Here is an 8,747-nt window from a genome sequence, read left to right on the forward strand (position 1 = left end):
ACCGCTCGCGTCAAACCGCGCCATGATTGGCTTTTTGGTTCGATTTTCGTTTCGTGTGATGGTCTGCAGCGTGCTGCTCGGCAGCGCGCTTGCCGCGGTATTGGTTCCGGCGGCCGCGCAGGCGCAGGATGACCAGCTCTCGATCTCCTGGGAGGTCCGCAACCGCTTCCGCCTGTTCCGCGAGGAGCGCGACTTCCGCCTGCATGTCGAAAGCGGGCTCGGCCGCAGCGTGCTGGCCTCGGAACAGGCGCTGGAACTGCAAAGCGACGGCCGCGGCTGGGCGCGCAACACGGTGAATCGGCTCTGCATCGACCTGCAGGGCCGCGTCAGCGAGCCCTGCACCCGCGACAACGTCAAGGAAAGCTACCTGACGCCGATCGATCATCCGATCACCGTACGGCTCACCGGCCCGGTTCCGGTCGGGGCGACCTGCGCCTGGTCGTTCGACGACGGCGACGGGCCGCAATCCCAAACCTTCGATTGCGCCGAGCCGGTCAATCTGCGCGTCCGCTACGGCCGCACCACAGTCGCGACCGTCGAGGTCGCGAGCGGCTCGGACGCCAACCAGCGCGTGACGACGCAGATCGCGGTACGCGACCTGCTGATCGCGGGCCTCGGCGACAGCATCGCGTCCGGCGAAGGCAATCCCGATCGCGCGATTGCACTCTCCGACGACGGATTCTGTTTCCGCTCCTATCTCGGCGGAGCGCAATATTACCGGCCGAGCCGTGCCGGCTTCAAAGGCGGGCGCGCCTGCGAAGCGCCGGACACCCTGACGAACTGGCAGCGCCACAGCGCGCTGTGGCTCAACTCGGCCTGCCATCGCTCGCTGTACAGCTACCAGACCCGCACCGCGCTTGCGCTCGCCGTGCAATATCCGCACATCGCGGTGACCTACCTGCCGCTGGCCTGCACCGGCGCCACCATCGCCGACGGGCTGCTCGGCTCGCAGCAGGCGCGCGAGTGCCTGCCGACGAAGACCGCCAACACCTGCTCGGGCACCGTCAACGGCCAGATCGCCGAGCTGCGCACGGCACTCGCAGCCGCCAAGCGCCGGCAGCCGGACCGCGCGCTCGATCTCGTGCTGCTGTCGATCGGCGCCAACGACATCTACTTCTCCGGCCTCGTCGCCAACGTGATCGTCGACACGCCGACCGAACGCGCGCTGTTCAGCCAGGGCGGCTCGATGGCCAGCGTCGAAGATGCGCGTTCGGCGCTGGCGCGCGACCTGCCGGCCGATTTCGCCAAGCTGCGCGATGCGCTGAAGCCGCTGCTCGGCGGCGACCTGTCGCGCGTGATCTACACCGCCTATGCCAATCCGGCGCTGGCCAATGGCGGCGCGCCCTGCCCCGGCGGCCGCGCCGGCTTCGAGATCCATCCTTCGTTCAACGCCGATCCCAAGCGACTCGCTTCGGTCTCGAGCTTCGTGCAGAACGAGTTCCTGCCGCAGCTCAAGGCGATCGCGCAGTGCCAGTCCGGCATCATCTGCCGCAATCCGCAGGCCGACCGCATGACCTTCGTCGATGCGCATCAGGACGCGTTCGCAAGCCACGGCTTCTGCGCGCGCGCCTCGACCGATCCGGAATTCGACCGCGACTGCTTCGCCGCCAACGGCGACAGCTTCGTCTCCGACATCGTCGCCGCGGCGAGCCAGCCGCTGAAATGCGGCCGCAGCGCCGGCGAATACCGCGCCTATTTGCCACGCGCGCGCTGGATTCGCGACGCCAATGACAGCTATTTCGCGGCGATGACCTATCCGCAAGGCCTGCCGTCCTCGATGCAGCCAACCGACATCCACGACGCGACATGGGGCATCCTGTCGGCGGTGTATGGCGGCGCGGTGCATCCCAGCGCCGAAGGTCATGCGGCGATGGCCGATGCGGCGGTGCCCGCGGCCGCCACCGTGCTGCAATTGAACACCGCGGTGCCCGAGGTGCTGTCCGAGCCGGTGGCACCATTGCCGACCGCGCCGGAGCAGCGCTGAACGCGCGCGCCGCACGAGGGCGAACGCGAGCGCACCTGATCCGGATCGGAGCGTGAAACGTCCTAGTGCCGCTTCGTCGCAGGCAACGGCGCAGGCGCCGGCGGCTTCACCGCAGCGGCTTGCGCCGGCAGATATTTGGCAACGATCGCGGGATCGAGCTGCGCCAGCGCGGTGTCGGGCAGCCGGGTCCAGACCTCGTCCTTGCCGAACAGCGAGATGCCGAGATAGCCGCGCATGGTCAGCGTCTGCCCGTCGGCGCTCAGCGTCATCTTGGCCTTGTAGATCTTGCCGTTGCGCGGATCGAGCACGTTGCCGCCTTCATAGGCGAGCCCGTTGCGCTTCATGTCGCGGATCAGCGGAATGCCGAGCCACGGCATGTCTTTGCGATCGTCGGTGCATTTCGAGCAGACCGGATTGGGCGGATCGCCGGGCGATGCAAACATCTTTGCGATCATGCCTTCGAACAGGCCGTTGCGCTCGATCACCAGGAACCAGCCTTCGGGCTTGCCGTCCTCGATCTTCTGCCAGAGGCCGGCCGCCGACGGCTCGGCCGCGGCCGCCGCAAGCGGAGCAGCCAGCGCAAAGGTCGCAGCGAGCGCCAAGATCAGCCGAAGTCTGGATAGCGTGTTCCGCATCATCATCACCTGATCAATCGACAAACTCGACTACGCGCAGACTACGGCCATTTGACGGAGCGTTCCAGTGCCCGCGCCACGCGGGACATGGCCCATGCCCCCGGCATTGGTCGCTGCCGGAGCGGAATCAGTTCACGCCAAGCTTCTTCTGCAAACTTGATGACGAGGTTGTGTACTGGAACACCAGCCGCTTGTCCGGATACACGTAGCGGTGCGCCTTCTGCGCCATCAGCGCGCCTTCGTGGAAGCCGGAGAGAATGAGCTTCAGCTTGCCCGGATAGGTGTTGATGTCGCCGATCGCGAAGATGCCTGAAACGTTGGTCTCGAATGCCGCGGTGTCGACCGGCACCAGGTTGTTCTCCAGCGCCACGCCCCAGTTCGCGACCGGACCGAGCTTCATGGTGAGCCCGAAGAACGGCAGCATCGTATCGCAGGCGATCGTCGACATCGCATTGTCGTTGCCCTTCAGGGCGGCGCCCGAGAGCTGACCGTTGGCGCCCTCGAGCCCGGTGACCTGGCCGATCCTGAGATCCATCTTGCCGTCGGCAACCAGCGTACGCATCTGCTCGACGCTGTGCGGCGCTGCGCGGAAATCGTCGCGCCGATGCAGCAGCGTGATGCGCTTGGCGATCGGATGCAGGTTGAGCGTCCAGTCGAGCGCGGAGTCGCCGCCGCCGACGATCAGGATGTTCTTGTCGCGGAACTGCTCCATCTTGCGCACGGCGTAAAACACCGAGGTGCCTTCATAGGCCTCGATGCCCGGCACCGGCGGACGCTTCGGCTGGAACGAGCCGCCGCCTGCGGAGATCACCACGACCTTGGCTTCGAACTCCTTGCCGGCATCGGTCTTCACGCGGAACAGGGGATCGCCGATCTTCTCGATGCTCTCCACCATCTCGTTGAGATGGAAGGTCGGGTTGAACGGCTTGATCTGCTCCAGCAGCTGATCGGTGAGGCCCTGGCCGGTGACGAAGGGAATGCCGGGAATGTCGTAGATCGGCTTCTCGGGATAAAGCTCGGCACACTGCCCGCCGATCTTGTCGAGGATGTCGACCAGATGCACCTTCATGTCGAGCAGGCCCAGTTCGAACACGGCGAACAGTCCGCAGGGGCCCGCGCCAATAATCAGCACATCGGTTTTGATCGCTTCGCTCATATCCGCTTCTTTTCAAGTTGAGATTGGCGGGGCGGCTTGCGCCTGCCCAGCCAAGTATGGCCGGATCGGGACATGCATAATAGGGGTAGAGGCTGCCGCGGCAACCCCTTGCAGAGCCTTCGTAACTCGGCTGTATGGACAGAAACTGACGGAGATCAATTCTCGTGAACGCCCCTGTCCGCGTGGATGACACGCCGCGCCTGGAAGATTTCCCCTATCGGCTGTCCGACAATGTGCGGTTTGCCGATCTCGACCCCAACGGCCACGTCAACAACGCCGTCTATGCAAGCTATTTTGAGACCGGCCGCGTCACGCTGGTGAAGGATCGCAGCATGGGGCTGATGCCGGCGGGACTCGGCTGGATCATGGTGCGCCTCGACATCCACTTCCGCGCCGAACTGCACTGGCCGGGCCAGATCGAGCTCGGGCTTGGTCTCGTCAAGTTCGGACGGACATCGACCACCTTCGATCAGGTGGTGTTTTCGGAAGGGCGATGCGTGGCGTCCGCGAAGGCGGTCACTGTGATGATCGATGAGGCCACGCGCAGGCCGACGCCGCTGCCGGCGGAGGTCAAGGAGAACTTCCGCCGCTGGATCCGTCGCGGGGTGAATCCGGACGGCGAGTAACGGAGCTCAGGCCTGCCGTTCCGGCGTCGACACGACCAGTCCGTCGAGTTCGTCGCTCACCTTGATCTGGCAGGACAGCCGCGAATTCGGACGCACGTCGAAGCCGAAATCCAGCATGTCCTCTTCCATCGGCGACGGCGCGCCGACCTTCTCGCGCCAGGCTTCATCGACATAGACATGGCAGGTCGCACAGGCGCAGGCGCCGCCGCATTCGGCCTCAATACCGGGAATGGCGTTGCGGATCGCGCCTTCCATCACCGTCGCGCCGTTCTCGATCTCAACTGTGCGTTTCTCGCCGGTATGGTCGATAAAGTGGATTTTGGCCATGATTGCTCGTGCTGCCGGAATGCGCCGGACGATGGATGGAAAGGTCCCGGGCAGTCGTATAACGGGTCGATCCGCGCAGCGCCAGCGCGGAGACCGAAAACCTGCCGGCGGGGAAAGGACGGCGCCTGCGCCGTGGCGGCAGGCCGAGGGGATGCCGGAGGCCTAGGATCGGCCGAGAATCAGCTCGATCGCGGTACGCGCCTCGGCAATCGCGGCCCCGAGCGCCGCGAGCAGTTGGGCCGGATCGGAGCCACCGGTCAGCGCGGTTTCCAGGTTGGCGGCAGCCTCGGCGACGCCGAAGGCGCCGATCGCCCGCGCCGATCCCTTCAGGGTGTGGGCATGGGTCGGTGCCTCCTGCGGCAGGGCAGCCAGCTCGCCAAGGATCCGGGCCGACTGGGTGGAGAACATCGCCAGCACTTCCCGTTCCAGGGCAAGATCGCCCAGCGTCATGCGCCGGAGGTGATCGACGTCGATCGGCCCGTCGCCGGGCGCGAGCGGCGGCGATTGCGTCCATTCAACCCGTTCGAGATGAAGCGGCATGGCCTGTCCCTGTCGTCTCTGCCCGGGTCTTCCCCGGCGGACCATTGGCGAGCCAATCACGAAACTGGTTAACGAATTGTTGTCGGGATGATCGGCAAAACCGCCCGATTCTGGACAATTTCCGGACACAATCGACCCTCTGCGGCAGGAATTTCGAGTACCCATAAGGCCTTATGGCGCAAAGCTGTTAACGATGATTAAGAAAGTATTAATCGCAAGCATTTCATTCGCATCACTCTCCCCATAGGATGTTTGCGGATGTAGCGGACAAGCCGCCGAGGGGGCGCTTGCGCTCCGCTTGTGGGCACCGGCTTCGAGCTTGCGTGGGGACGATCGCAGGCTCGCCGACGCGTAAAATAGTGAGAGGGCTCAGACTGAACATGGCGAACACTCCCAAGAAGGTCAAAGATCCCACCGAAGTCGCGCTTTCTGCCATCCAGGAAGCCCTCAACATCAGCGAACAGGGCGCCGAAAGCCGCGGTGCCCTCAACGAAGGCGCGGCGCCGCCCAGCCTGCCGCCGTCAGCTTCGGATTTTTCCGCCACATCGTTCGATCAGCGTCCGAACACCGACCGCTCGGCGTTCGAGCCGATCGAGGAACCGCGCGCTCCGCGCCGCGCCGCCAACGATGATCGCGAGACCATCGGCCAGATGCTGCAGACGCTGCAGGGAGGGCGTGCCCGCAACGCCTTCACGCTGTTCTTCGTCTGCTCCGGCGCCTGGCTGCTCGGCGGCGTCATCCTCACCGTCGCGTTTTGGCCTGCGCTGCAGGCGTCGATGGCCCAGGGCACCGGCGTGCTCGTGCTCGCCGGCCTCGCCGCACTGTTCGCCGTTCCGATTCTGCTGTTCTACTACCTCGCCAGCCTCGCCTCGCACGGCCAACGCATGCAGATGATCGCGCAATCGATGGCGCAGGTCGCGATGCGATTCTCCGAGCCGGAAAACGCCGCCGCCGATTCCATGGTGACGGTCGGCCAGGCGATCCGCCGCGAAGTCGCGGCGATGGGCGACGGCGTCGAGCGCGCGATTGCGCGTGCCGGCGAGCTCGAGACCCTCGTCGCCAACGAGGTGGCGGCGCTCGAACGCGCCTATTCCGACAATGAAGTGCGCATCCGCGCGTTGCTGCAGGACATCGCCCACCAGCGCGACAATCTGGTCGGCCAGGCCGAGCAGGTGCGCAGCGCCATCTCCGGCGTGCAGATCGACCTGCGCCACGACATCGCGCTGATCTCCGACGCGATCGCCTCGCGCGTCGACGAGGTCGCCAAGAGCATCACCGGCGCGCTGGAAGAGCGCGGCCAGCACATCACGACCGCGCTGAGCCATGCCGGCGACAACATGATTCTCGCGCTCGGCGAGCGCGGCGGCGACCTGCTCGATCGCCTCGAGGAAGCCAGCGCCGAGACCACGCGCGCGGTGATGGACGCCTCCGAGCGGCTCACCACCAGCCTCAACTTCAAGACCGGCCACGTCCATGACGAGTTCGTCGATCTGGCCGACCGCGTCCACGAGATGCTGAACGAGCGCGTCGACCGCATCACTGGCGAGTTCGAGCAACGTTCGTCCGCCATCGTCGACGGCATCTCCGACCGCACCGAGGAGGTCCACGACTCGCTGAAGAACTCCGCCGACTCGCTGCTGCTCGAGCTCGAGCTGCGCAGCAACGACCTCGTCAGCAAGATCGACGACGCAGGCAACCGCCTCGCCGGCCAGATCATGACGTCCGGCGACCGGGCGAGCGAAGCGCTCGACGTCACCGTCAATTCGCTGGTCGCCAAGGTGGTGGGCCAGACCGAGACCGCGCACGACTCGCTGTCGCTGCAGATGAGCGCGTTCGACGACCTGGTGAAGAACCACGGCAGCGAGCTCGCCGAGAAGTTCGCCCGCGACTCCGGCACGCTCGGCGCGCTGATCACCCGCCACATCTCGGAATTCGACCGCACGGTGAAGACCTTCGGCGGCGACATCGTCGAGCGCATGGGCCAGCGGACCCAGGACATCGCCGACAGCCTGAAGACCTATGTCGACACCTTCGACAATCGCGTGACCACCAACAGCGGCGAGATCACCGCCTCGCTCGACCAGCGCCTGCTGCAGTTCGAGACCACGCTCGGCAGCCGCGTCTCCACGCTAGATGCCTCGCTGACCGACAAGCTGTCCTCGTTCGACTCTTCGCTCGCCAGCAAGATCGGCTCATTCGACGGCCGCCTGCAGTCGCTGGATGACGCGATCGACGGCCGCATGAAGACGCTCGAGGTCACCTTCGAGAGCCGCGCCAAGTCGGTCACCGACACCATCGACGGCCACCTCGGCACGCTCGCGACGCAGCTGACCGAAGGCGCCACCCAGGCGATCCACTCGATCGACTCGCGTCTCGGCCTGCTCACCACGACCCTGACCGAGGGCACCGTGCAGGCGATCGCCGCGGTCGATCACCGCATCAACGGCGTCACCGAGACGATCGACGGCCACAGCATCCGCCTCGTCGACACCATCAACGGCCACAGCACCCGCCTCGCCGACACCATCAACGGTCACAACAACCGCCTCGTCGAGACCATCAGTGGCCACAGCTCGAACCTGACCGACACGATCTCGGCGCGCTTCGCCGACATCCAGCAGGGCATCGAGAGCAGCGTCGGCGTCATCGCCGGTGACATCGATACCCGCGTCGCCCAGTTCGAGGACCTGCTCGGCTCGCGCGTCGAGGCCGTCGCCGGCCGCATCGAGAGCAGCGGCCGCCAGGCCAGCGAGGACCTGATGTCCCGCGCCGAGCTGCTGTCGTCCAGCATCAAGTCGCACGTCGAGGATGCCGAGCGCTCGCTGACCAACCTCGTGGTCAACACCAGCGAAACCATCCAGACCGGCGCGCGCACCGCGCAGCAGGCCCTGCTCACCGTGTCCGCCGATGTCGGCAACCAGCTCAAGCTGAGCTCGGCCGAGGTCGAGGGCGTGCTGACTGCGGTCGGCACCAGCGCCGCCAACTCGATCCTCACCAGCGCCCGCGATGCCCAGGTCTCGCTGGTCTCCGCCTCCGGCGACGTTGCCTCGCAGATCAAGGCGCTGTCCGAGGACGTCGAACGCACCCTGCAGGCGGCCGGCAGCGCCACCGCAGCCTCCGTGCTGTCGGGCGCCCGCGACGCGCAGACCACGCTGGTCAGCGCTTCGGTCGAGGCTGCAAGCCAGGTCAAGTCGCTGGCCGCCGATGTCGAGGCATCGCTGTCGATGTCCGGCTCTGCCGCCGCCGAAGCGATCATGACCGGTGCCCGCGAGGCCCAAACCACGCTGATCTCGACCTCGACCGACGTCACCGGTCAGGTGAAGTCGCTCGCCAGCGACGTCGAGCGCTCGCTGTCGATGGCCGGCTCGGCCACCGCGGAAGCCGTCGTCGCCTCCGCCCGCGAGGCCCAGAGCACGCTGGCCGGTGCATCCACCGAAGCCGCCAACCTGGTCCGCGCGCTCGCGGCCGACATGCAGCAC

General features: G+C 66.2%; 7 protein-coding genes. 3 read left to right on the forward strand and 4 right to left on the reverse strand.

Annotated features, from left to right (window positions below; genetic code table 11):
- Positions 1-22: 22 nt before the first annotated feature.
- Entirely contained in the window at positions 23-1,984 is a 1,962-nt protein-coding gene (locus ALC15_RS34115; RefSeq protein WP_244486374.1) for an SGNH/GDSL hydrolase family protein, read from the forward strand.
- Between the two features lie 62 nt (positions 1,985-2,046).
- On the opposite strand, the gene ALC15_RS34120 is transcribed toward ALC15_RS34115, so the two are convergent.
- Both ALC15_RS34120 and ALC15_RS34125 read right to left on the reverse strand, forming a co-directional pair.
- On the reverse strand, positions 2,047-2,619 hold the full coding sequence (locus ALC15_RS34120; protein WP_050631092.1) for a DUF2147 domain-containing protein: 573 nt from the start codon (positions 2,617-2,619) through the stop codon (positions 2,047-2,049).
- Between the two features lie 127 nt (positions 2,620-2,746).
- Positions 2,747-3,775, reverse strand: a complete 1,029-nt coding sequence (locus tag ALC15_RS34125; RefSeq protein WP_021078005.1) for an NAD(P)/FAD-dependent oxidoreductase — start codon at positions 3,773-3,775, stop codon at positions 2,747-2,749.
- A gap of 164 nt (positions 3,776-3,939) precedes the next feature.
- Between ALC15_RS34125 and ALC15_RS34130 the strand changes: the two genes are divergently transcribed.
- Positions 3,940-4,401, forward strand: coding sequence for an acyl-CoA thioesterase (locus ALC15_RS34130; RefSeq protein ID WP_050631080.1), 462 nt, complete (start codon positions 3,940-3,942; stop codon positions 4,399-4,401).
- Positions 4,402-4,407: 6 nt separating this feature from the next.
- Here ALC15_RS34130 and ALC15_RS34135 read toward each other — a convergent pair whose 3' ends face one another.
- Together ALC15_RS34135 and ALC15_RS34140 are read right to left on the reverse strand one after the other, a co-directional pair.
- Positions 4,408-4,728, reverse strand: a complete 321-nt coding sequence (locus tag ALC15_RS34135) for a 2Fe-2S iron-sulfur cluster-binding protein (protein WP_050631081.1) — start codon at positions 4,726-4,728, stop codon at positions 4,408-4,410.
- A gap of 162 nt (positions 4,729-4,890) precedes the next feature.
- Positions 4,891-5,268, reverse strand: a complete 378-nt coding sequence (locus ALC15_RS34140; protein ID WP_050631082.1) for an Hpt domain-containing protein — start codon at positions 5,266-5,268, stop codon at positions 4,891-4,893.
- 380 nt (positions 5,269-5,648) lie between these two features.
- On the opposite strand from ALC15_RS34140, the gene ALC15_RS34145 reads away from it, so the two are divergent.
- Positions 5,649-8,747: apolipoprotein A-IV repeat region-like domain-containing protein (locus ALC15_RS34145; RefSeq protein ID WP_488240849.1), on the forward strand; the 3,099-nt coding region annotated here is incomplete at its 3' end.

Origin of the sequence: Bradyrhizobium viridifuturi (assembly GCF_001238275.1) — a bacterium.
GTDB lineage: Bacteria > Pseudomonadota > Alphaproteobacteria > Rhizobiales > Xanthobacteraceae > Bradyrhizobium > Bradyrhizobium viridifuturi.